The organism is Nocardia sp. NPDC003979 (assembly GCF_053605015.1).
On record NZ_JBSGIJ010000002.1, the window covers coordinates 666,703 to 689,876 of the forward strand.

Below are 23,174 nucleotides of genomic sequence, written 5' to 3' on the forward strand. Positions count from 1 at the left end.
GGTCGGGTGGCTAGCATCAACCCCCGTGCGACCGGACCGATCTGAACGAGCGTTCACCCGATACCGCCTGATCGCCCTCGTCTGTGGGCTGCTCGGGTTCGTGCTTGCCCTGCTCACACCGCTGTTGCCGGTGCGCCAGGACCGCGCGAGCCTCGACTGGCCGCAGGCGGGCGCGACGAATGTGCAAGCACCACTGGTGTCGTATGTGCCCCAGCAGGTGAACGCGCAATTGCCGTGTCCGGTGCTGCGCGGACTGCCCGGCGGTGATGTGCGAGGCCCGGAGGGTGAGAACCCCACACCGCAGCCGACGACCTTGCTCACCACGATCCCGGCCGAATCCGGGCAGATCACCAAGGGTCTGAGTGTCGTCGCGCGCGAGGGCGTGCTCACGGTGCAGTCCCGCGATGTGCCGATGCTGTCGGCGCCGATCGAGGAGATCGCGAACTGCGACCACATCGCGATCGACTCGACCATCGCCGCGACGACTGTCGAGTTCGTCGGCGTGACGCGGGCCGACGGCAGCCCGTTCCGCAACACCGTCACCGTGGACAAGCGGCCGCAGATCGTCGGGGTGTACACCGATCTCGACGAAGCCCAGCTCACCGGCGCCCGGTTCCACGCCGACATCGATTCCCGCTTCACCTCCACCCCGACGCCGCTGAAACTGGCCGTGATGATCGTGGCCGCGCTCGCCACCCTCGCCGCGCTGGTCGCCCTGCACCTGCTCGACCGCGCCGACGGCCGCCGCGCCCGCCACTTCCTGCCCCGGCACTGGTGGCGTATCACGCCGACCGACGTGGTCGTGGTGGCGACGCTGCTCGGCTGGCATGTGATCGGCGCGAACACCTCCGACGACGGCTACATCCTGAACATGGCGCGCGCCTCCGGCCCGTCGGGCTACATGGCGAACTACTACCGCTGGTTCGGGGTGCCCGAGGCGCCGTTCGGATGGTCCTACGAGCTGCTGGCCTGGATGACGAAGATCTCCGACGCCAGCCCGTGGATGCGGCTGCCCGCACTCGCCGCGGGCCTGGTGTGCTGGGCGGTGATCAGCCGGGAGGTGCTGCCCCGCCTCGGTGCCCGGGTGCGGCGCGACAAGGTGGCGCTGTGGACGGCGGGCCTGGTGTTCCTCGCCTTCTGGCTCCCCTACGACAACGGTCTTCGCCCCGAACCGCTCATCGCGGCAGGCGCCCTGCTCACCTGGTGCGCCATCGAACGCGCGATCGCCACCGCCCGCCTGCTCCCCGCCGCCCTCGCGATCCTCATCGCGGCGTTCTCGCTGGCAGCGGGTCCGACCGGACTCATCTGCATCGCCGCGCTGATCGCAGGCACGCGCCCGGTCATGCAGATCATCATCAAACGCGCCCAAGGCCTGCGTCCTCGCGAAATCGCCGCGGACAGAGACGGACTCGACGCTGCCGAAGAGGCACGAAAGTCGCGTGCCGACCAAGCCACGGCAGAGGCAACGGCCACCGAGGGCAAGCACGAGGCTCGCAACACAGCCGACGGTGCTCATGCATTCGGCCGACTTTCTCTGGCGACCAAGATCTTCCGCTACGCCGCCCTCCTTGCCCCGGGCATAGCCGCAGGCACCCTCGTGCTGATCGTCGTCTTCGCCGATCAGACCCTGGCGACCGTCATGGAAGCCACCCGCGTGCGCACCCTGGTCGGCCCCAACGCGGCGTGGTTCGACGAACGCACCCGCTGGGATTCGCTGTTCATGCTCTCCCCCGACGGCTCGCTGGCCAGGCGTTTCGGCGTCCTCGTGATGCTGCTGTGCCTGCTGGTGTGCATCCTGCAGGTGTTGCGCAAGGGCCGCATCCCCGGCACCTCGCGCGGACCGTCGGTGCGCATCCTCGGCATCGTGTTCGGCGCGCTGCTGCTGATGATGTGGACGCCGACCAAGTGGACACACCACTTCGGTGTGTACGCGGGCCTGGCGGGCTCGCTGGCCGCACTTGCCGCTGTCGCAGTGGGCGCCAACGGCATTCGCGCACCACGCAATCGCGCCCTGTTCACCGCGGCGGTCCTGTTCCTGCTCGCGCTCACGTTCACCGGCTCCAACGGTTGGTGGTACGTGTCCAGCTTCGGGGTGCCGTTCTGGGACAAGGCGCCGATGGTCGCGGGCAAGGGTGTGTCGACGCTACTGCTCGGGCTCAGCGTGCTCGCCCTGCTCGTCGCCCTGTACTTCCACCTGCGCGACCCGTACCGCAAGCCTTCGCGCCCAGCCCGTTTCGACCGTTTCGCCACCATGCCGTTGACGATCGCGGCCGCGCTGCTCGTGGCGTTCGAGGTGGCCTCGATGCTGAAGGGCGCGGTCACGCAGTACCCGGCCTATTCGATCGCCAAGTCGAATATCGAGTCGCTGCAGGGCAATACGTGTGCCCTGGCCAACGACGTACTGGTGGAGACGAATACGGCCGATTCCCTGCTCACCCCCATCACCGGCGCGCCTGCCGACGGGCTGAGCACCGAATCGGTGGCCTTCACCCCGAACGGGGTGGCCGCCGACCTCACCGCCGACGCCGACGAGACCGTGGTCGGCGGGGCCAACTCCGTCGACAAGGACTCGGCCAACAAGACGACCAACACCACCGGCGCGGGTACCGGCGGCGGCACGAGCACCGAGGCTGGCATCAACGGCAGCACCGTCGCCCTGCCGTTCGGCCTCGACCCGGCCCGCACGCCGGTGCTCGGCTCCTACCAGGACGGTGTACAGCAGCAGGCGAAGCTGACCTCGCAGTGGTACGGCGCCGATATCGACGCCGTGCGCGACGATCCCGCCTACCAGGCGCTGGTCGTCACCGCCGCGGGCCGCATCCGCTACGTCGACAACGACGGCGTCGTGCACTACGGCCAGGACCTGGTCGTCGAGTACGGCACCCGCGCCGAGGACGGATCGGTGCAGGTCACCGGCTCGATCCAGCCGCTCGACATCGGCCCGTCGCCGTCGTGGCGCAACCTGCGCGTGCCGCTGGACCGCCTGCCCGCGGGCGTGAACGCGGTACGCCTGGTCGCCACCGACAACGACATCACCCAGAAGCAGTGGCTCGCGGTGACCCCGCCGCGCCTGCCGAAACTGGCCTCCCTCGACTCGGTGGTCGGGCACACCGACCCTGTGCTGCTGGACTGGCACGTCGGCCTGGCGTTCCCGTGTCAGCGCCCGTTCGAGCACCACGACGGTGTCGCCGAGGCGCCGAAGTGGCGGATCCTGCCCGACCGGGTGGGTTCGGACGCGGCCAACGCCTGGCAGGACGACATCGGCGGCGGCCCGCTCGGGTGGACAGGTCTGCTGATGAAGGCCGAGACTGTGCCCACCTATCTGGATCGTGATCTCGGTCGCGACTGGGGCTCGCTGGAGCGGTTCACCCCGTACGAACCGGCGCCGCCCGCCGACATCACGGTGCGCGTGGTAGACCAGTCCGGACGGGCGAAGGAGCCGGACATCCGGGCGCGGTAGAGACTGGGGCAGCGCATGGGCAGTGATCGGGCAGTTGCGCTGCTGTTTCACGAAAACCCTAGTGTCACTGGACATTTCGGTTCGGTGAAAGACCCGTTAAGGAGCCGCTCAACTTGGCCCGTTCTCAGGTTTGGGCACGTACCCTGGTGGGTATGACAGGAGCCTTCGATGACATGGACCTGCGGGATCTCGTCGACCTGCTCAGCGACGACGAGAAGAAGGAACTACGACCTGCCGTGATGCGGGTGCTGGAAAGACTGCCTTCCCAGGAGGTATTACGCCGCGACCTCAACCGTCGCTTGCTCAACGTCTGACCTTCCACACACGGCATACAAACCGAAGGCGGGGACCACCATGGTGGTCCCCGCCTTCATGCTCTCCCGCCTCAGAACACCCGAAGCGGTCCCGGGCTCCAGAACCCGTCGCGACCGGTCGTCGCGGTCTCGAGCTGGGCCGGTTCGGCCTGGATGTGCTGGTCGTAGCGTTCCAGCGAACCCCAGTCGCGGGCCCAGTCGTCCTTCAGATAGGTGGGGATGGTCACCCGGGCGGCCAGCATCTGCGCGAAGCCGAGCGGGCCACCGAACTCCTGGGCCTGCCAGGTGTCGGTCGAGGAGATGGCCAGCGGGCGGTCGGGCAGGATGCGGTAGTTGGGCACCTCGGCCACGCCGTTCTCGTGCGAGAACGGACGCTGGCACGGGAACTGCAGGCCCACGGCCCAGTCGAGCAGCACCGGCTGGGTGCGGCCGATGAAGCTGTCGAGGCTCTGCAGCTTGGGCACACGCGGCGGGGTGAACGCCAGCCACTGGTCACCGATCAGAATCGGGTCGTTGGCCAGGATGCGCACGGCGTTCGCCTCGGGTGCCAGCTCGGCCAGCGGCACCCGCAGGTTGCGCCACGACGGCGCCGGGCCGATATCGCGCGGCTGGTAGGTGCCGAGCGGGGTGACGCTGCCGTCGGGGTTGCGCGTGCCGTACTCCACGAGCAGCGACTGGCCGTACTTGTCGGCGCCGGTGTCGTCCTTGGAGGCGATGCGACCGGCGGCGCTGATGACGATCAGCGGCGACTCCTCGGTGCGCGCGGGCAGGCCGTACCAGGACGACTCGAGACGGGCGCGCTGCTGCATGCCCTCCTGGTAGGAGCCGAGCACCGGCGTCTGGGCGGGATCGAGACCGAACGGCAGCGCGACGGTGGACCCGTTGACGCCACGCGCACCCTCACCACCGCCGGTGCCCGCGCTCTCACCTTCGGCGAAGGCGGCGCCGACCGACTGGTTGCTGGTGTTGCCGGTACCCGGCTTCACCTCGACGGCGTCGGCCGACAGGTCGCTCGGCACGCCGTTGGGGCTGAACCCTTCGGCCAGCGTGCCGCGCAGCGGGTCGGCGGGGTCGACGAGCGGACGCGACGGGTCGACGATCGGGTCGAGCCTGCCGCTGTTCGGGTCGGCTTCCACCAGCACGTCGCGAGCCAGGCCGCAGCTCTCGCCACCGAGCGCGTCGATGTTGGAGCGGGCGAGCGAGTACGCCGGGTACTGCTGGGTGGCGCCCTTCACCAGCGAGAGCACCTCGAAGGCGACCATCAACCCGACCACGACGGTGAGCGGGATGGCGGCGAACTTGCGAATTCGCCTGCCGCGCTTGGTCTTCGCCGAGGGCTGCGGTTTCACGTAGTCCTCGCGCAGTGCGTACCAGCCGACCAGGGCCAATCCCACGCCGAACAGGATCAGCATCACGGTGTTGGAGTTCACCCCGCGCAGCGAGATGGTCTTGTCGAACCACGGCACGCCGTAGCTGGACACGTACCAGTACCCGTTGATGCCCGAGAACGACAGCGCGAGCACGAACAGCAGCCCGGCCAGGAAGATGGCCCGGTTCTTGCGTGACCGCAACGCGCTCTGCGACACGGCCACGGCCGTCACCGCGGCCAGCGATCCGGCGATGCCCGCGTACGCGCCGAAGTGGTGGGTCCACTTCGTCGGGTTGAACATCATGAAGAAGATCGTGCCGAACACCACGGCCATCAGACGCCAGGTCGGACCCGACGCGATACCGGGCACCTGACGGCGGCGCAGCAGCACCAGCAGCGTCGTGAACAGGCACAGCAGCATCACCAGGAAGGCGAAGCGGCGGGCCAGCGAGCCGTCGACGGTCTCGACGAACATGTAGTAGTAGCGCAGGTAGTCCTCGTACCAGGCCAGGTTCGGGCCGGTGGCCTGGCGCACCCGGTTGGCCTCCTGGATACCGGCGAAGGTCTGGTCGCTGTAGACCACGGTGAGCACGAGCAGGCCCGCCGAGGCGATCGGCGCGAGCAGCGCGGCCGTGCCGAACTGGCGATGCCGGCGCACGATGATCCGCACCAGCGGCCGGATACCGGCCAGCAGCGCGGCCACACACATCAGGCCGGTCGGGGCGGCGGCCAGCGTGAAGGCGGCGACGAGCACCGCGATCCCGGCGGGCAGCAGCCGGCCGGTGGCGATGGCGCGTTCGATCGAGACCCAGGTGAGCAGGGCGCCGAGGGCGACGATCGGCTCCGAGCGCAGGCCGTTGTCGAAGGGCAGCCAGAAAGCGAGGAACACCAGGCCACCGGTCCACAGCGCCACCTGACTGCGCTTGACCGCGTTGCCGAGGCGGGGCACCACCTCGCGGCTGATGACCATCCAGCACAGGATCGCGCAGATCAGGGCCGGGACGCGCACCCACGGGCTGGCCGTGGAGATCTCGGCGAACACCTGGATGACGTAGTAGTACCAGCCGAACGGCGCCTCCGGCACGCCGTACCAGCGGAAGTAGTTGGCCATGTAGCCCGCTTCGGGCGCCACCCGGACCATCGAGAGGATGTAGCCGTCGTCGGAGGTGTTGGCGCCGACGAAATGCCACACGAGCAGCGTGCCGATCACCGCGCCGTCGGCCCAGGTGGGCTTGAGCCAGTTCTTCGGCAGGAACCGGCGGTGCCCACGCCCGTCGCTGCCGTCGAGCTGGGCGAGCGCACCGAGTGCCAGCAGGGTGCACAGCACGGCCGCGATGATCGCGATGAGCTTCACCGCCGACGGGCTCGACGAGAACCTGGTGTCGATGGTCGAGGTGAGCGAGAGGCCCTGGGGTACTTCGCCTTCCAGGTCGGAGAACACACCGACGATCTGCGGGCGCAGGTCGCCGCCGAGCTCGCCCTCCACCGGGACGCGCACCGTCTCCGTCGCGCCGGGCTGACCGGGGATCGGCCGCTCGATCTCGGTCGTCAGGCCGTCGAACGAGGCGCGGGTGCGGTGCTGGTCGGAGGCGATGGTGATGGTCGAGCAGCCACCCATCTCCGAACGCGGCGCCGAGGCGACCACCGCGTTGCGGTCGACCACGTCGACGGCGGTGTCGGAGACGCGAACGAACAGCGCCTCGAGCGCGGCGCCGTCGCCCTGGGGTGGTGCGGTGGCCAGCAGCATGCCGCCCTGGGCGGGCAACCGGTCGACCGCGGCACACGGAATGGTGGCGTTGAGGTCGATCGGCACCTGCGACATCAGGGGCGCTTGCAGATTGCCGAGCTTGCCGTTCTGCGGCCAGTTCAGCTGCGCGGTGGTCTGGGTGACCGGCAGGAACGGCGTCGCCACCGCGAACACGGCTCCCAGGAGTCCGGCGATCAGCGCGATCCATCGCGCGATGCGGAAGTCCTTCGCGGAGGCCACCGGTTCTGCGGGTGGCTTGGAGAGAACAGCTGTTGCGGCGTCTGGCACGGTTCGCCATGGTATCTGCTGGGTTGACTCAGCGTTGGTGCGCGCGAGTCAGCGGCCGTGAAGTCGTCGGATCGCCAGTGTGAAGTTCAAGCATTTCATTAGGTTTAACCTGGTAGAGCCCCGCGATCCCCCGCCGGCCCCGCTTGTTTCGCCATGATGCATACCGGCTATCGATCCAGGTCTGCTCGGGGCGACAGAAAGCGATCGAAGAAGGCACAGGAGTTATCCGATGATACCAGCGCGGGTTCCCGGTGTTGATAAAAAGTGCGGTAACTGTTACACGCGGTAACGTCAGTGCATTCTAAGGCCGGAATCGACGCACACGTACCCTTTTCACGAAAGTTTCCGCACGAAATTGTCGCGATGAATCGAGCTTTGTAAACAATTCCCATTCGTACTCTTGAACGTGACAGCTTTCATCCCGAAAGTCTGTCGGCTTCACCTAGGAGTACGCATGAGCCATAACAATTTCTATACGCGTGCAGCCCTGGCTTCCGTGAGTTGTGCGGCAGCCGCAATTGCCTTCGGAATAGGGCCGGCGCACGCCGCCGGATCCACCACAGTTTCGCCCGCCGGGGCGAATGTGTCGGCAACCAATTCGGGGACGGTGAAGTTCGTGGCGGGCAGCGTCACGGTGACCTGCACGACCTCGAGCACCACCGGCGCGGTACCCGCCGCGCCGAACAACACGAACCCGAGCGGGCCGGTGACGGTTCCGATCGCGGCGCCGAGCATCACCGGGTGCACCACGAGTATGTGGGGTGTGAGCGCCACCGTCACCACCAGCGGCAGCTGGGCGATCACCGGCCAGAACGGCTCGCCCATCACGGGCAGCCTGGTGATTCCCACCGGTGGCGCGGTGATCAAGACCTCCGGTCTCGCCACCTGCACCGCCGTTGTCGCCCCCACGGCACCGGCGAATGTGGCCGGCTCGTGGACCAACGGGTCGCCCTCGACGGTGTCGCTGAACAACGCCTCGGCGCCCATCAAGGTGACCGGTGGATTCGGCTGCCCGACCAGCTCGACCACCGGAACGGTGACGGCCACCTACAAGGTGAACAACACCACCAACCCGTCGGTGCCGATTACCGTCGGCCCCTGATTTCAGGGTTGATATTCCGGTGACGGGTAACGCGACGAAGTCACCGCGAATCAGGTGAAGCACGCCGGTGTGCAATAAATAAAGGCCCGCATGCGTCCGATGGCGCATGCGGGTCCCCGTATTCAGAGATTCCGCGGCGGGAATTGTTTCTCGTACGCGGATTTGCCATGTCCGGGCCCTGATTCGGCGGTTATCCGCTCAGCCATCACCGCGGTGGATATCCGATCTGAACAGTCGATTCGGATCCGATGGAGTTCAACCGATTTATCGTGTTCAGAACCGGCAACTATCGATTTGCCACGGCGCCGATCACGGTCGGCCGGCGCACCCGGGCTCCTGATCGATTATGTCCCCCGACAGGGTATTTCCCGGTCCGGGGCGCCCTTCTGCCGGAAGTAGTTTTACCGGCGCGCCGGACCCCGGTCACTTCCTGACCCCTCCCCTCCCTAGACTCGACCGCATGACCAAGGTGAATCTCGTAACAAACTACGGACCGATCGTGCTCGACTTGGACGACCAGGCCGCGCCGAACACGGTCGCCAACTTCGTGAAATACGTGAACTCCGGCCATTACAACGGCACCGTGTTCCACCGCGTCATCCCCGGTTTCATGGTGCAGGGCGGCGGCTTCGAGCCCGGCCTGAAGCAGAAGCCCACCCAGGCTCCCATCGAGAACGAAGCAACCAACGGCCTCAAGAACGACAAGTACACCGTCGCGATGGCCCGCACCAACGACCCCCACTCGGCCACCGCCCAGTTCTTCATCAACGTCTCCGACAACGCCTTCCTCAACCACACGGCCCCCCAGGGCCAGGGCTGGGGCTACGCCGTCTTCGGCAAGGTCACCGAGGGCACCGAGGTGGTCGACAAGATCGCCGCCGTCCCCACCGGCAACGCGGGCCCCCACCAGGACGTCCCCCGCGACGACGTCATCATCGAATCCGCAACCGTCGCCTGATCTTTCGACGCTTGCCCCGGGCCGCCACCTTCCTTTCGGTGGCGGCCCGTTGTCGAATTCCTCGGACCGCCCGAATGCGGCCGATGCACACGCGGTATGGTGCCAAGACTTGTCAAAGTTCTTGGGGGAACACGTGAAAGACCTCATCTATTCTGCGCTGGGCGTTGTGTTCGGCGGCTTCCTCGTCTTCGGTGGGATCGTCACTCACAACAGTGGGGCCGACTGCGACGGCACGGCCATGTCGGCCGGCCAGACCTGCGTAACGACCAGCAAGGGTTCGTCGGTGGAGCGTGACGCCGCCGAGCAAGAGGCACAGAACAAGCGCACCGGGTGGATGCTGATCGGGGGTGGGGCGGTAATGAGCGTCGGCTGCGCGTTCTGGTTGCGAAGCAATCTCCGGTCGCGCCGGGCACGCCGCACCGCCGCCGCCCCGCAGGGTTACGCCCCCGCCGGCCAGCCTGGTGCACAGGGCCAGTGGCCGACACCCGCCCCACAACCTCAGGGCCAGTGGCCGCAGGGCGGCCCCGCCTACGGCGCACCCACATACCAACCGCAGCATCCGCAGAATCACCCGCAGGGCACTTACAACCCGAACTACTGCCGGTAAACGGGCGCCCTCCTCGCCTTCGCTGTTCGATGCGGGCCCGACCGGCAGGCGATGCGACTCGGTGATGCTGACCAAGTCTATCCTTCGCCGCAGACGAAACCCAGCCTCACCAGCGTGAGGCCTCCCGCCCGAAGTCGCTGCACGCCGGCGGGATCGATATCCCATTTCGTCAGGTCTTCAGAGGCCGGATCGAGTGGCCTGGCGGTCATATGGCACCCATCCTCGAATTTTCCTCTCATGCCCCAGTTATAAGGTTCCGGACCAGCTAGAGAAAAGCGCCCACCCATGGTCAGACCGGGGGCGGAGATCTTCTCGACCCAGCCGTCACCCGCATCGACCAAATACATGTATTCGTAAGCACATCCGGTGTTTCCACAGGTAGATTCGAAATGCACGCGCTCATATCCAGTTATCACCGTCTCCTCGGCATGTCTTCTGGCCACGGAGTTCGGCGTTTCTCGCGTGTAAAAGTATGACGCCACCCCCAGGATCACGACGATGAGTAGTAAACCCCCGAGCCAACGACCCGAAACTTTCTTTCGGCCTACTTGCATGTGTATACACCATCGATCATGTCCGAAGCTATCTGGCGTGAGATATCAAATCGGTTGATATAGTCCTTGGCTGCGGGGCCGAACTCTTCATTTGGGATGTAGGTATCCGTGAATTTAGTCTCCGAATTATACCCAGCAGCCAAATACTCATCCCGCGTATAATTCTCCTTCAGCCCATCTGTAGCCTGTCCACCGTACTCTTCTTGGATGCGCTTGAGGTTGAATGCGGCCGCCTTGATGGCCAACGAGTCGTCGTCAGCGACAAGCGCCCACTGTTTTCCGGCGAATTCCTCTGGATACTTCTCTTTAAGTTTATTGAAGGTTTCTTCCTTCATATTCGTAATTCCCAGGGAGTTACCGTATCCATCAGTCACTTCCCTGGGTCTTGTAGTGATATATCTGAAAGCATCGTAGCCCCAGCTTGCACTTTCCTGGAGGGCGCTCTCGGCGCGATCCCCTCCTTCTTGGTACAAAATCGCCAGTACTACTCGAGGATCCACGCCGGCTTGGTTTCCATACAGCACCGCATCGTCGATCCATTCTCTCATGTTGGCATTCGCATTACCGTAGTCGCGCTGCCCCTCAGGGTTCAGCGTGCATTTGACCACCCCTGACTTCCAGCTACCGCGGTTGGCTATCTCATCGATAGGAGAGTTTGCGATCTCTTCCAATGAGGCCTTGATCCCGGCCAGCTGCTCTGTATCAGGAAAATTAGGTTGTTGACCCAGATCATAAACCCGATGCCCCGTGACCGCATTGGAGAGCGTAGTCGCAGCGCTCTTGATCTCCGAAGCATCGAAGTCGACCGACGCCCGAATGTCCACCGCTTGGGACGAAGCGCTGGCCGTTACCGGCGCAACCGCCATGCCATCCAGGGTGGTGGGGAACGCTCCCGGTGTTGCGGCCACCAATTTCGACCGAAAGTCGGTAACGGCGCTCGAAAAGTCAGCGACTCCTGACGCAAATCCGCATGCGGCGGACCGTATACCGACGACCGCAGCCTTGATTGCAGCAAGCATGTCTACAACATCTGGCGTTTCTGGAGCCTGGAGGGATCCTAGAGAATCCGTTAATTGCTGTAGCCTTCCAGGCGCATCAAGGCACGCGGCATGGTCAGCGAAAGCAGTCCAGGCCGCCGCAGCCTTTTGTAGCGCATCGGTATCGCCGTCGGTGACATGCGTGCCCACACTTCGAAATACTGAAAGAACGTCATCGCGAAGTTCGATCGGCGTACTCGTGAGCCCTCGATTGGGCGTCGTAAAGGGTGCTGGGAGCGAGTCCGGAATCTTGATGTTATCTCGTGCCCACCCAGGATCCGACGGCGCGTACTGCATGGTCGGGCGTTCGCCGCTCCGTGATTCGACATCGGCATCGTAATTCGCGACCTGCCAGTTGAAACCGGCGAGATCGAACATCCGGCCAACGGTATGCAGCGCACGACCGTACGCAACTATCGTATCTGTAAAGCATCCGGACTTGGTGGAATACTCAGTATTCCAGGCGGTAGAGACCTGATCGTTTCCCCCCATTCCGTCAGTGGCCACCATCTGCGGATTCAATACGTCCGCGACGGCGCTCTTCAATTCAGCCAAGCCCGCAGACATCGACTTTGCCGCTTCGTAGTATACCTGCGGGTCCACTTTGATCGGTGCCATCTATTCAATTCCTCGGAACTTGTCCGGCCATCAAGACCGCCGCTGAAATATTCGGGTATTGGTATCGCCGGCGTCGGAGTAACTGCTGCGGGCGGACGTTGCGGCATCACATAAACTGGTCAATGCATTACTTATGTCCGCTACGGCGGTACCCCAGTCGCGGTGTGCCTCGGCGAAAGCTGCCGCGGCCAATCCTTCCCACGACGAATTCAGCCCGTCGATCCGCTGTTGCAAATCAGCGAGCCCATCGGTGAGGTATTGGTTATATCCGCGGATACGAATGGTGACCTCTTCGAGGTCATCGAGGTCTACGCTGAATGATTCACTCACGCGATACCCTACAAATCTAGAGAGGAAATGGATTCCGCGCTACCCGTGTCGGTTGCCTGGAAGTTCTCGGCGGTAACTCCCAGCTTTTCTGCGAGTTCGAACAGTTCATCCCATACGCGGCGTGAGCCGGTCTGCATGTCGCCCCACGCGCGTTGGTATGACTCGGCCGCAGTACCAGTCCATGACGCGAGCAGCTGCACGACGGAGGTATCCAGCGAGTTGGCCCCGGACCGCAGCTCGGTGGCCACCCGATAGGCGACCCTACCGATCTCCTGAACTTCGTCGGGTATGACCGAGACGCTGTTATTCATGGAACCCCCTAGCTCTGGCATACAACAGATTCGGACACTATCAACCCGTCACTGGGCAGGCCAGCCCTGGACCTTGTGGCTCATCCCGATCGCGGAGAGTACCGTCGCGAGCCAGTCCGACTACCGCGCAGGGGCTTCCGCCTTCGACACGGTGCAATCCGTCGCCAGGCGGCCCTGCGAAGCGCGGCCAGAAGTATTGGCTGAGAAGGTCTATCGGTGCATGGCGATCCGCAGTCCGGGGAAGTGGGATACGACATCCGCACCCCTGGATGCTTGATTCGGGCTCGTAGCAAGCGCGTCCCGATGATGCAACGAAGCCGCTATGCCCTCGAGCAGCAATACAGCCCTGCCGCAGCGCGCAGCGCAACGCGGCCTGCCGCAGAAGACGCGGCAGGCCGTCGGGGCGAACTACAAAGGCAGGACGTGGTGTTTGCGGGGGTTGCGCTGGAGTTTCTTGTCCTGGAGGAGTTTCAGGGCTCGGCGGAGTTCCAGGCGGGTGGTGGCGGGCTCGATTACCGCGTCGATGAAGCCGCGTTCGGCGGCTACCCAGGGGGTGGCGATGTTGGCGTTGTAGAAGTCGATCAGGTTTTGGCGGATGGCGGCGCGCTGGTCTTCGGGGGCGGCGGCGATCTGGGCGGCGCCGAGGAGGCTGACGGCGCCCTCGGCGCCCATCACGGCGAGTCGGGCGGTCGGCCAGGCGAGGTTGATGTCGGCGCCGAGTTGCTTGGAGCCCATGACCGCGTAGCCGCCGCCGTAGGACTTGCGGACCACCAGGGTGATCTTGGGGACCGAGGCTTCCACGTAGGAGAACAGGAAGCGGCCGCCGCGCTTGATGACGCCGACCTTCTCCTGTTCCACGCCGGGCAGGAAGCCGGGGGTGTCGACGACGAAGATCAGCGGGATCTCGAACGCGTCGCACAGACGCACGAAGTGCGAGGCCTTGTCCGAGGCGCGTGCGTCAAGGGCGCCGGCCGAGGCCAGCGGCTGGTTGGCGACCACGCCGACGCTGCGGCCGTCGACCCGGGCGAAACCGGTGATGATGTTGGGTCCGGTGCCCGCGCTGATCTCCTTGAACTCACCGTCGTCGAAGATGCGCAGCAGGATGTCGTACATGTCGTAACCGGCGTTGTCGGAGTCCGGCATGATCGTGTTCAGCTCACGGTCGGAGTCGGTGATCTCGGGCTCGATGCCCGGATTCACGACCGGCGGGAGCTCCTGGCAGCTGCTCGGCATGTAGGCCAGGTACTCGCGCACCCACTGGAACGCGGCGGCCTCGTCGACGGCGACGTGGTGGATGTTGCCGTACTCGGCCTGCGTCTTCGCACCGCCGAGCTCCTCGAGGCTCACGTCCTCGCCGGTGACCTCTTTGATGATCTTCGGACCGGTGACGAACATGTGCGCCGACTCGGTCGCCACCACCACATCGGTGCAGATCGGCTGGTACACCGCGCCACCGGCGCAGTTGCCGAGGATCACCGACACCAGCGGCACCATGCCCGACAGCGGCTCCACATTGGTCGCCATCCACGCGTACCAGGCCAGCGAGCTGATGGCCTCCTGCACGCGCGCGCCACCGGAATCGTTGATGCCGACCAGCGGGATACCGACCTTGGCGGCGTACTGCATGATCCCGCACAGCTTGCGCCCGAACGCCTCACCGACCGAACCGCCGTACACGGTCTGGTCGTGCGAGAACACCGCGACCGGACGGCCGTCGACCTGTCCGTGCCCGACGACGACACCGTCGCCGTAGAGGGCGGTCGGGTCGCCGGGCTTGCGGACCAGCGCACCGATCTCCACGAAGGTGCCCGGATCCATCAGCATGTTGATCCGGTCGCGGGCACTCGGAATGCCCTTACGCGCCCGCTTTTCGATACCCTTCGCGCCCGCGGGCTCTTTGGCGAGCTCGAGCCGCTGGTTCAGATCGGCAAGCTTTTCGGCGGTCGTGCTCAACTAACTCAATCTCCCTTTGCGGAAATCGCGGCCAGCTTGGCGGCGAGGTCGGCACCGATCTGGCCGATCCGCGGTTCGTCGACAATCTGCAGGTGGTCGCCCGGAATGTGGACGATCTCCAGGTTGGGAATGTATTCGTCCCAGCCGCCGTTCGGCTTGCGATGGGCGAAACGCGGCTCGAGTTCGATCGCGCCGTCGTGGTAGCGGTCGGCCAGGTACAGCACGACGTCGCCGTCGTACTGACGCGGCGAAACCTGCTGCAACGCGCGGTTTTCCAGCCATGAGGTGCGCTGATGTTCGAGCACACCGCCCGGAATCTTCGCACCGGAGAGCTTGATCAGGTCGCTGATCATCGCGAACTGCTCGGAATCCGTCGCAGCGGCGAGTTCCTCGATCTGCTCGCGATCGAGCTCGGCGGGAACGTTGTAGGTCTTCTTGGCGAAGGCCTGGTAGCGCTCGAGGCGGCGCACGCGCTCCTCGGGGCTGTTGTCCTCGTCCTCGACGGTCATCGCGAGGTCGATCAGGCCGACATAGCGCACGTCGGCGCCTTCTTCGCGCAGCATCTGACCGACCTGGAGTGCGAGCACCGCGCCCAGCGACCAACCGGCAAGCACGTACGGCCCGTCGCCCTGGAGCTTGCGCAGCTCGGGCAGGTACTGGCGGGCCCGCTCCTCGATGGACCCGTCGACCCGCTCGAAGCCGTACATCGGGGTATCGGCGGGCAGACGCTTCAACAGCGGCTCGTAGACCAACGTGTTGCCACCCGCCGGATGGAACACGAACACCGGCACGGCGTCGGAACCTTCCACGCGAGCGCGCAGCGGACGAACGAACCCGTCCACATCGGCACCGCTGTCCTGCAATCCGCGCACGATGTCGGACAGCTGCTCGATGGTCTCGCAATCGAGCACGTCGTCGACGGTCACCTCGGCACCCACCCGCTCGGTGAGGCGGGCCGCCATCTTCTCGGCGACCTCCTCTTCCAGAATCGGGAGAGTGTTGAAGATGCCGCCGGGCGAGGCACCTGTGACGACAGCCCAGGTGGCGTAGGTCAACCGCTCGGCCGCGTCACGTGGCGGAACGTTGTCCTCGTCGGCACCGGCGTCGGCGAAGTAGTCGATATCGGCAACAGCGGACTCTTCCGCGACCGGCTCGGCGACAGCCGCATCGCTAGCAGGAGCATCGGAAACCGACTCCCCCGCAGCACTTTCCGACGGAAGCTCAGCACCGGCAGCCTTCGCTGCGGCCAACGGATCATCCCCCGCCGCGATAGCGGCCCGAGCCGCCTCGACGAAGTTCGCGTCGACCCCGAGTTCCACATCTTCGCCCGCGGCCCGCGCCGCGGCCTGCTTCTCCGCCATCGCCGCGACCTCGTCGCGGTGCTCGATCGCGTAGCGCAGCACCTTGGCGACCTCGTGCAGACTGGCATCGCGCACGGCCGACACCTGCAACTGCGGGATGTCGAACTCGTATTCCACGCGGTTCTTGATGCGCATGGCCATCAGCGAGTCGAGGCCGAGTTCCATCAGCGGGATCTCCATGGGGAGGTCCTCGACGGCGTAACCCATGGACTCGGCGACGATCACGCACAGTCGCTGCTCGACGGTCTCACTGCCGTTGGGGTCCCAGCGGTCGCTGGTGGCGACGGCGATCTCGGCGGCGGAGGGCTCGGCAACCGGAACCGCAACGGGCGCAACCGGTTCGGGCAGGGCCGCACCGGAGGTGACGACCGCGTCGAACAGCAGGATGAATCCGACCGGTGTCTTGGCGTGCACCTGCACCGATGCCCCACCGAGGTGCGGGGTGAGGGTGGTGGTGAGGGTGCCGGTGGTCGGCAGCTCGGCATGCGGGTGCGTCACTGTGACGGCGACGTCGGAAAGTACCTGTGCGGCAGCGGCTTTCACGAGAGCCGACAGGTCGGAGACCGAACCGGCCTGTACTTCCCAGGCATGGCGACCGTCGGGCATCGCGACATGCGCGCCGGGCACGCGGGTGCTGCCCGAGCCGCCCGACATCGAAACCTTTGGCCAGTACTCCTTGCGCACGAACGCGGTACGCGGGATATCGGCGTAATCGCCTTCGGGCAGCAGCGAACTCAGGTTCACCGCATGACCGTGCACGTAGAGCTGGGCGAGCGCGCCGATGACACCGGCCGACTCGTCCTCCTTGCGCTTCAAGGTCGGGATGAGCTGCGCGTCGTGCACACCGGCCGCGAAGGTGGTGCCCAGAACCTGCATCAGCGCGACGGAGTTCGGCGCCAGCTCGAGGAACGTGGTGTGCCCGGTGTCGACGGCGGCCTTGACCGCGTTGGTGAAGTACACGCTGTGGCGCATGTTCTTCACCCAGTACGGCTCGTCGTGGATCGGGTCGGTGCCGGGCTTGAAGTACAGGCCCTCGTGCACGGTCGAGTACAGGCCGACCTTCAGCGACGTGGGCTCGATGCCGGCGAGTTCGGCGGCGAGTTCGCCGAGCAGCGGATCCATCTGGGAGGTGTGGCCCGCGCCGCGGGTCGGCAGGATGCGGGCGAACTTGCCCATGCCCTCCACCTCGGCGACGATCTGCTCCACCTGATCGCGCGGACCACCGATCACGGTGTTCGTCGGCGCCGCGTACACCGCGCACTCCACATCGGGGAAGCGCGGCAGCAGCTGGGCCACGTCGTGGGCGCTGAGTTCGACCAGTGCCATATTGCGCACGTCGTCCTCGGTGATCATCTGCTCGCCCTCGCCCATCAGGCGCGAGCGAGCGCAGATCACGCGCACCGCGTCCTCGATCGACAGACCGCCCGCGATGTAGGCGCCGGCGACCTCACCCATCGAATGACCCACCACCGCGGCGGGTTCCGCGCCGTGTGCGCGCAGCACGGCGGCGAGGCCGAGCTGGATGGTGAAGATACCGACCTGGCAGGTGCCGACGTCGTAGTCCTGCTCGTCGTCGAGGAACATCTCGCGGATCGAGTAGCCGGCCTCGTCCTGCACCAGCTCGTCGACCTCGTCGACCTTCTTGCGGAAGATCGAGTTCTCGGTGTAGAGCTGCTTGGCCATCTTGCGGTGCTGGGAGCCGAAACCGGCCATCACCCACACCGGGCCGTTGGACGCGGGCGAGTCGGCGGTGAACACACCGGCGCCCGGCTTGCCCTCGGCGATCGCGCGCAGACCGGCCACGGCCTCCTCGTGCGTCTTGGCGACGACGACACCGCGCGAACGCTGGTGGCTGCGCTTGGCCAGCGAACGGGCCACGTCGGCCAGCGGCACATCCTTGCCCGCACCCTCTAGCCAGTCGGCGAGCCGGGCGGCGGCACGCTTGCGACGCGACGGCAGGTAGGCCGACACGGCGAGGATCACCGGCAGCGGCTCCTCGCGGTCGCCGTCCCACTCGAGCGGGGCCGGTTCGACGGCGGCCTCGGTGATCGCGACGGCCTCGGCGACCACATCGGTGGTCTCCTCACCCTCGACCTGGGCGGCGGCGACCTGCTCGGACGTGACGTCCTCGACGACGGGCTGCGACGGCACGTATTCCTGCAGCACCACGTGCGCGTTGGTGCCACCGAAACCGAAACCGGAGATACCGACGGTGGCGACACCGCTGTAGCGCGGGAACTCGGTCGGCTCGTCGACGACCTTGAGGTTGGCCTGCTCGAACGGGATGTACGGGCTCGGGCCCGCGTAGTTGATGTTCGGCGGAATCACGTTGTGCTGGAACGACATCAGCACCTTGGCCAGAGCGGGCACGCCCGCGCCGGATTCGAGGTGGCCGAAGTTGGTCTTCACCGAACCGAGCAGGGCGGGCTTGTCGGCCTCGCGGCCACGTCCGATGACGCGGGCCAGCGCGTCGGCCTCGATCGGGTCGCCGATGGGGGTGCCGGTGCCGTGCGCCTCGATGTAGTCGACCGAGGAGGGCGCGATGCGCGCGTCGCGGTAGGCGGCCCGCAGCACGTCGACCTGGGCGTCGGGGTTGGGGGCGAACAGACCGTTGGAGCGGCCGTCGGAGTTCACGGCGGAACCCTTGATCACGCCGAGGATGTTGTCGCCGTCGCGTTCGGCGTCGACGAGGCGCTTGAGCACGACCAGGCCCGCGCCCTCGGAACGGACCATGCCGTCGGCGTCGGAGGAGAACGCCTTGATGTGCCCGTCCTTGGCGACCGCGCCGTTCTGGTCGAAACCGAGCGTGATCACCGGGGCCAGGATCATGTTCACGCCGCCGGCGAGCGCCACATCGGCCTCGCCGTCACGCAGCGCGCGCACCGCCTGGTGCACCGCGACGATGGTCGAGGAGCAGGCGGTATCGACGGTGATCGAGGGGCCGCGGAAGTCGAAGAAGTACGAGACACGGTTCGCGATCACACCGGTCGACGCGCCGAGCAGGGCATAACCCTCGGCCGACACGGGCAGATCCGGATCCCGATCGCCAAGACCCAGCGAGGCGAGCAGCTGGAAGTCGCTGGTCGAGGAGCCGACGAACACGCCGACCTTGCCGCCCTTGAGGTCACTGGCCGGAATGCGCGCGTGCTCGAGCGCCTCCCAGGTGAGCTCCATCATCAGCCGCTGCTGCGGGTCGACCCGCTCCACCTCGACCGGCGACATCGCGAAGAACTCCGCGTCGAAGCCCTTCACCACGTCCTGGTCCAGATAGCCGCCGAGGGTGTTGCCCGCCTCGATGGCCGCCGCGACCGACGGGTCGGCGCGGAACTCGTCCCAGCGGCCCTCGGGCAGCTCACGGATCGCGTCGCCGCGGCCCATGATGAATTCCCAGGTCGACTCGGGAGTGTCGCCAGCGCCCGGCAACCGCGTCGACAGGCCGACCACGGCGATGTCGTGCGCCTCACCGGGGGTGAAGCTCGCGGCGTACTCGTCGGCCGACTCCTCGACCTCCTCCGGCTCACCGTTGACGATGATCTCGGCCAGCGACGCGATGGTCGGGTGCTGGTAGATCACCGTGGGAGCCAGCGAAACGCCGGTGCGGTCCTCGATGTCGCCGCCGAGGGCCAGCGCGTCGCGCGAGGCCAGCCCGAACTCCTCCATCGGCCGGTCGACGGTGATCGCGTCGATCGACTGGCCGGTCGCGTCGGCGACCCAGCGGCGCAGCCAGTCACGCAGCTCGGCGACCGAGAGTTCGGTCTGCTCCGCGGGGATGTCGGGGTTCTGGGTGGGCGTGCCCTCGTTGTCAGCCATCAATTCCTCAAGCTACCTGTCTGCGTACAGGGCGCGCCGTGGATTGACGCCCGGTGTGGTCGCACCGGGCGTCAGCTCCGAGCCGGTCGGCCGATTACTCTTCCGGTGCATCGGGGAAAGCCTGCTGGGTGTAACCACCGCGCAGCGTTCCCTCGAGGTAGGCGGCCTTGCAGGCGCGCCGGGCGATCTTGCCGCTGGACGTACGCGGGATGGAACCCGCGGGCACCAGCAGCACGTCACGCGCGGTGACGCCGTGGCGCTGCGAGATCGCCGCGCGCACCGCGTCGGCGATCGGGCCCGGGTCGGCCTTACCGGCGCCGGGACCGCGTTCGGCCACGATCACCAGCTGCTCGGAGGCGTCGTCGGCGTCGAACTTGATGCCCGAGTGGCTGTCGGCGGCGAACACCTCGGCAGGCAGCTGGTTGGCGGGCACCGCGAAGGCGGCGACGAAACCGGGACGCAGCGCCGTCGAGGCCTCCTGGGCGGAGTACTCGAGATCCTGCGGGTAGTGGTTGCGTCCGTCGACGATCACCAGGTCCTTCACGCGGCCGGTGATGTACAGCTCACCCTCGAAGTACACGCCGTAGTCGCCGGTGCGCATCCAGTCGGCACCGGGCTCGGTGCCCTCGGTGTGCCCACCCGGCTGTGCTTCGGCGATCTTGTTGCGGAACGTCTTGGCCGACTCGTCGGGGCGACCCCAGTAGCCGATGCCCATGTTCTTGCCGTGCAGCCAGATCTCACCGACCCGGCCGTCGGGCAGCTCACGGCCGCCCTTGGGATCGTCGATCGACTCCGGGTCGATGATCGCGGCCCACTGCGACAGCCCGACGTAACCGCAGGAGACCTGCGCGATGGCGTTCGGCGCGGTCGGCTCGACGCGAACCATCCGGCCCGCGTTCAGCTCGTCGCGGTCGACGTAGATGTACTTGGCCTCGTCCTCGGCCTTGGTCGCCGACACGAACAGCGTCGCCTCCGCCATGCCGTAGCAGGGCTTGATGGCCGTCTTGGGCAGACCGAACGGCGCGAACGCCTCGTTGAACTTCTTCATCGAGGACACGGTCACCGGCTCGGACCCGTTGATCAGGCCGATCACGTTCGACAGGTCCAGCGACTCGCCCGCCTTCGGCACACCACGCGCGGCGGCGTGCTCGAAAGCGAAGTTCGGCGCGGCCGCGAACGTACCGGCACCGTCGGAGACGGCGGCCAGCTCGTTGATCCAGCGCGACGGGCGGCGCACGAACGCGCTCGGCGACATGATGGTGATGAACTTGCCGCCCACGGCGGGCAGGATCACGGTCAGCAGGCCCATGTCGTGGAACAGCGGGAGCCAGGTGACACCGCGCGAGTTCTCGTTCATGTTCAGCGAGTTGATCATCTGCAGCAGGTTCGTCCCGACCGCGCGGTGCGTGATCTCCACGCCTGCGGGGGTGCGGGTGGAACCCGAGGTGTACTGCAGGTAGGCGATGTCGTCGATCGCGGTGTCGGGGCGGATCCACGAGTCACCGAGGGTGTCGGGGATCGCGTCGACAGCGATGATGCGCGGGCGCTGAGCGGCGGGCAGCGAACGGAAGAACTGGCGCACGCCTGCCGCCGAGGAGGTAGCGGTGAGGATCGCCGAGGGCTCGCAGTCGCCGAGCACGGCGTGCAGCCGGTCGGTGTGGCCGGGTTCGTCGGGATCGAACAGCGGCACCGAGATGGTGCCCGCGTAGATCGCGGCGAAGAAGGAGATCACGTAGTCCAGGCCCTGCGGCGCGAGGATCGCGACCCGGTCGCCCGGGTTGGTCACCTGTTGCAGGCGAGCGGCCACCGCGCGCAGCCGAACTCCGAACTCCTGCCAGGTCAGCTCGTGCACCTCGCCGTCGCGTTCCCGCGAATAGTCGATGTAGCGGTACGCGAGCGTGTTCGCATCGTTACGGGTGTGCTTCTCGACGTGATCGACCAGGGTCCGACCCTCGGGAATAACGATGTTCCCGGTCTCGTCCAGGTAGTCGTCGAAAGTCTCTTCCATTCCTTCTTCTCCTCCGAGGCCGAGTCACCGGTGAATTCGTCCAACGCATTTCGACGTTGACGCCGGTGCGGCCACGACTCGCTATCGCCACCGGCCCCCGGAGCACGCCGGAGCATGCATCCTGACAACCTGCGGATTTTCGAGCGGTCTGCGCGGTAGACCGCTATCGGCTAGATGTTCTCAAACCAGAGTCATGTTACAGAGAACCCCCGCTCAGTCCTCCCGCAGCAGCGGAATGACAGGCGCGAACGCGTCCATCTGGGTGGGGAAGATGCCGACATACGACATCGACGTGAGTTCGCGCACACGCTTGATCTGTTCGGCGATTTCCTCGAACGTACCGATCGCGACGTAGGGCGAGTTCAGAATATCTTCCACCGAGAGTTCCACGTCGACCTCGAGGTCCGGGTGCAGGCCGCGATCGATCGCGCGCAGCGCCATCTCGGCGGTCTTCTCCCGGTCGTCGGTGATGACGATGGCGGTGATGGCCCAGTTCAGTTCGATGTCGGCGAACCGGTCACCGGCAGCGGCCTTGACGATGTTGACCTTCTCGATCGTCTTCTCGAGCGTGATGCCCGAGAGCAGGCCCTTGCCGTTCTTGGTCGTCTGCGGCACCACCGAGACGATGTCGGCGTGCTTGGCCGCCAGGGCGAGCATCTTCGGGCCGCCACCACCGGTACACAGCGGCGGACGCGGGCCCTGCCTCGGGCGCGGCGTGCCCTTGATGCCGCGCACCTGGTAGTGCTTGCCCTCGAAGTTGCATTCCTGGCCGCGCAGCAGCGTGTCGAGAATCGTCAGCGACTCGTCGAGCTTCTCCAGGCGCACGCCCGGACGCTCGTACGGGATGCCCGCGTTCTCGAACTCTTCCTTGATCCAGCCCGCGCCGACGCCGACTTCCAGCCTGCCCTTGGACAGCACGTCGATGGTCGCCAGGTCCTTGGCGAGCACGACGGGATGGCGGAATCCGTTGGCCAGCACCGAGGTGCCCAGCCGGATCTTGCTCGTGGCCTGCGTGAGTGCGCCCAGCGCGGCGATCGGGCCGATCTGGTCACCCAGGTGATCGGGCACGACGAACGTGTCGTAACCCATCTCCTCGGCTTCCTGTGCCGTCTGGACGAACTTGCGCGCGCCACCCTCCTGCTTGTTGCCCTCGCCCGCCGCGGCGAAACGGAACGGACGCAGCGGCGTACCCAGCGCGGTCAGCTCACCGACGGGTGCCCCAGCTTCGGTCATGAACTCTTCGCTCCTGGCTCTCCGGTGTGTTCGGGCGCAATCACCAGCGCACTTTACAGCGTGCGAGCGAACAGTACTGCGGATGTCACAGCGAGGCATGAACCACGCCAAACA

Annotated in this window: 15 protein-coding genes; 5 read left to right on the forward strand and 10 right to left on the reverse strand. The window is 66.2% G+C overall.

The annotated features are described in order from the left end of the window. Positions 1 to 25: 25 nt before the first annotated feature. Both ACWEVR_RS06730 and ACWEVR_RS06735 read left to right on the forward strand, forming a co-directional pair. Positions 26 to 3,460, forward strand: coding sequence for an arabinosyltransferase domain-containing protein (locus ACWEVR_RS06730; RefSeq protein ID WP_452466116.1), 3,435 nt, complete (start codon positions 26 to 28; stop codon positions 3,458 to 3,460). 152 nt (positions 3,461 to 3,612) lie between these two features. Then, on the forward strand, positions 3,613 to 3,774 hold the full coding sequence (locus ACWEVR_RS06735; protein WP_157101793.1) for a hypothetical protein: 162 nt from the start codon (positions 3,613 to 3,615) through the stop codon (positions 3,772 to 3,774). 71 nt (positions 3,775 to 3,845) lie between these two features. Here ACWEVR_RS06735 and ACWEVR_RS06740 read toward each other — a convergent pair whose 3' ends face one another. After that, complete coding sequence (locus ACWEVR_RS06740) at positions 3,846 to 7,178, reverse strand: arabinosyltransferase domain-containing protein (RefSeq protein ID WP_452466117.1); 3,333 nt, start codon at positions 7,176 to 7,178, stop codon at positions 3,846 to 3,848. A 471-nt stretch (positions 7,179 to 7,649) separates the two neighbouring features. Then, a complete protein-coding gene (locus tag ACWEVR_RS06745) occupies positions 7,650 to 7,952 on the reverse strand; it encodes a hypothetical protein (protein ID WP_452466118.1) in 303 nt (100 codons plus the stop codon). On the opposite strand from ACWEVR_RS06745, the gene ACWEVR_RS06750 reads away from it, so the two are divergent. From ACWEVR_RS06750 to ACWEVR_RS06760, 3 genes are all read left to right on the forward strand, one after another. Beyond that, positions 7,942 to 8,280, forward strand: coding sequence for a hypothetical protein (locus tag ACWEVR_RS06750; protein ID WP_243750027.1), 339 nt, complete (start codon positions 7,942 to 7,944; stop codon positions 8,278 to 8,280). The two genes, ACWEVR_RS06745 and ACWEVR_RS06750, sit on opposite strands and share 11 nt — an antisense overlap. A 460-nt stretch (positions 8,281 to 8,740) precedes the next feature. After that, positions 8,741 to 9,238 carry a peptidylprolyl isomerase gene (locus ACWEVR_RS06755; RefSeq protein WP_452466119.1) on the forward strand — a complete coding sequence of 166 codons (498 nt, stop codon included), beginning with the start codon at positions 8,741 to 8,743 and terminating at the stop codon, positions 9,236 to 9,238. Between the two features lie 109 nt (positions 9,239 to 9,347). Then, a complete protein-coding gene (locus tag ACWEVR_RS06760; protein ID WP_452466120.1) occupies positions 9,348 to 9,845 on the forward strand; it encodes a hypothetical protein in 498 nt (165 codons plus the stop codon). A 77-nt stretch (positions 9,846 to 9,922) separates the two neighbouring features. Here the strand turns inward: ACWEVR_RS06760 and ACWEVR_RS06765 are convergent, their stop codons facing one another. From ACWEVR_RS06765 to ACWEVR_RS06800, 8 genes are all read right to left on the reverse strand, one after another. Next, positions 9,923 to 10,339 carry a hypothetical protein gene (locus ACWEVR_RS06765; RefSeq protein WP_452466121.1) on the reverse strand — a complete coding sequence of 139 codons (417 nt, stop codon included), beginning with the start codon at positions 10,337 to 10,339 and terminating at the stop codon, positions 9,923 to 9,925. Positions 10,340 to 10,389: 50 nt separating this feature from the next. Further along, positions 10,390 to 12,054 (reverse strand): hypothetical protein, encoded by a 1,665-nt coding sequence (locus tag ACWEVR_RS06770; protein ID WP_452466122.1) that lies wholly within the window; start codon positions 12,052 to 12,054, stop codon positions 10,390 to 10,392. Positions 12,055 to 12,084: 30 nt separating this feature from the next. Continuing rightward, positions 12,085 to 12,384, reverse strand: a complete 300-nt coding sequence (locus ACWEVR_RS06775) for a WXG100 family type VII secretion target (protein WP_378667622.1) — start codon at positions 12,382 to 12,384, stop codon at positions 12,085 to 12,087. A gap of 8 nt (positions 12,385 to 12,392) precedes the next feature. Then, complete coding sequence (locus tag ACWEVR_RS06780) at positions 12,393 to 12,695, reverse strand: WXG100 family type VII secretion target (protein ID WP_452466123.1); 303 nt, start codon at positions 12,693 to 12,695, stop codon at positions 12,393 to 12,395. Positions 12,696 to 13,103: 408 nt separating this feature from the next. Continuing rightward, complete coding sequence (locus tag ACWEVR_RS06785) at positions 13,104 to 14,648, reverse strand: acyl-CoA carboxylase subunit beta (RefSeq protein ID WP_067494870.1); 1,545 nt, start codon at positions 14,646 to 14,648, stop codon at positions 13,104 to 13,106. A 5-nt stretch (positions 14,649 to 14,653) separates the two neighbouring features. Further along, positions 14,654 to 19,819, reverse strand: coding sequence for a polyketide synthase Pks13 (pks13, locus tag ACWEVR_RS06790; protein WP_452466124.1), 5,166 nt, complete (start codon positions 19,817 to 19,819; stop codon positions 14,654 to 14,656). Positions 19,820 to 19,913: 94 nt separating this feature from the next. Continuing rightward, a complete protein-coding gene (gene fadD32, locus ACWEVR_RS06795; protein ID WP_452466125.1) occupies positions 19,914 to 21,827 on the reverse strand; it encodes a long-chain-fatty-acid--AMP ligase FadD32 in 1,914 nt (637 codons plus the stop codon). Positions 21,828 to 22,040: 213 nt separating this feature from the next. After that, positions 22,041 to 23,060, reverse strand: coding sequence for an LLM class F420-dependent oxidoreductase (locus tag ACWEVR_RS06800; RefSeq protein ID WP_067494879.1), 1,020 nt, complete (start codon positions 23,058 to 23,060; stop codon positions 22,041 to 22,043). Positions 23,061 to 23,174 lie beyond the last annotated feature (114 nt).